This window comes from Pseudomonas sp. NPDC089396, assembly GCF_044749545.1.
Taxonomy (GTDB): domain Bacteria; phylum Pseudomonadota; class Gammaproteobacteria; order Pseudomonadales; family Pseudomonadaceae; genus Aquipseudomonas.
Map to the genome: position 1 here is coordinate 1 of NZ_JBIVIC010000032.1, position 1,661 is coordinate 1,661.

A 1,661-nucleotide genomic window follows, 5' to 3' on the forward strand; every position below is an offset into this window, starting at 1 on the left:
ACCGAGGGTGATTACAACGTCAAGTCGGCGTACTTCGACTACAGCGGCCCGGCCAGCATGAAGGCCGCGCACCCGGAATATCCCAAGCGCCAGACGCCGCAGCGGATGACGCTGAAGCTACCCCAAGTCCCCAACGCAACCACGGCCACCTGGGCCGGGATGCCCTACACACTGTTGGCGGATGGAGTCGTGCTGCAGCAGGGCGTAGTGGACGAAAGCGGCGCGCTGAAGGTGGATCACCAAGTCGTGACCCGCCAATACACGGTTTGCTTCGCCAACAACGTCAGCCTGCAAATCCCGGTCCCTGAGCAGTACCGCAACGCGGAGCAAGGTCATCTAGCCACCCGTGGCCTGCGTCGCCACACATCGATCGCTGACCGCACCGCCAAAGCACGCAATCAGTACGTCACGCTGTTTGATCAGGAAGACCAAGCATGAGTCAGAGCGAAACTGTTGTACCTCTCGTGTTCCAGTACACCGATGAATGCACCTTCACTCCCCCCTGGTTCGTCGAGGAAACGGACTACGACCCCGCACTCGCCCGTTACACCCCGCTGGTCAATGGCGAGGAAACCTTCCGTGCCGTGCACCTGGCCATTGCCGCCGCGCAGAAGTCGGTCGACATCATCTGCTGGGGTTTCCAACCCTCGATGTATTTGATCCGCGATGGCAGTGCCCCGTGTCTGGGCGAGTTGTTGTTGGCCAAGGCACGTGAAGGCGTGCAGGTGCGAGTGCTGGGCTGGGAAATGCCATTCAACACCGCCGGCTTCGCCGGCGAGGCCAACCTGCCGGGCAAGGGGCTGCTGCGGCTCAAGGATCGTGCCCTGCAGAGCTCGACCGAGACGCAGTACGCATTCGACCGTGACTGGTTCAAATTGTGCGAGGTCGATGACGGCAAAGCTGCAACTCGCGTCGACAGTGGCTACCCAGTGTTTGTCAGCCGTGGTTTCAGCTGGCGAGAACGCGCCGAAATTGCCTATCAGGCGAAGCGTCACAGCCTTGATCCACACATCAGCGCAAAGATGCGCCAGACCTTGAAGCTGACGGCCACCCATCACCAGAAGAGCGTGCTGGTCGACTACGAACTGGCCGACCGCGCGGTCGGCTTTGTCATGGGGCACAACCTGCTCGACGAGTACTGGGACACCGACGATCACTCGGCACTGAACCGTAGCGAACACACCAAACCGGCCCCGGACCGAGGCCCGCGTGGCATACAGCCACGTCAGGATATCTCCAGCCAGGTCAGTGGCCCGGTACTCAAGCACCTGCACGCCAACTTTGCCGAGGCCTGGTGTAAGGAAACTGGTGAAGACCTGCTGGTCAGCCGGCAGGCGGAAATTGTGGCCGAGGCGTTGAACCTCAAGACGGGCAGCGGTCAACGGTTGATGTGTCAACTGCTACGAACCCAGCCGCAGATGAGCATGAAGCGTGAAATCGAGTGGCTCTACCTACAGGCGGTGAACAATGCTACCCAATTCATCTATATCGAGAACCAGTACTTCCGCTGGCCGCCGCTGGCCGAAGCGATCAAGAAAGCCGCATTGGACCAAACCTGCGGCGGGAGAGATCCAGGGGTGCATGGCGCCTTGCACCTGTTCGTTGTCACCAATGCTACCGACGACGGTATCGGCGCAGGGACGGTGAACACCCAGCGCATG

Annotated in this window: 1 protein-coding gene and 1 pseudogene; both read left to right on the forward strand. The window is 60.7% G+C overall.

The window, feature by feature from the left end:
- Window positions 1-438, forward strand: a pseudogene (locus ACIPZB_RS27195) (Rhs element Vgr protein); the annotation flags it as partial.
- A partial coding sequence (locus ACIPZB_RS27200) for a phosphatidylserine/phosphatidylglycerophosphate/cardiolipin synthase family protein (RefSeq protein ID WP_400643486.1) occupies window positions 435-1,661 on the forward strand: 1,227 nt, incomplete at its 3' end. The pseudogene ACIPZB_RS27195 and the gene ACIPZB_RS27200, both read left to right, overlap by 4 nt.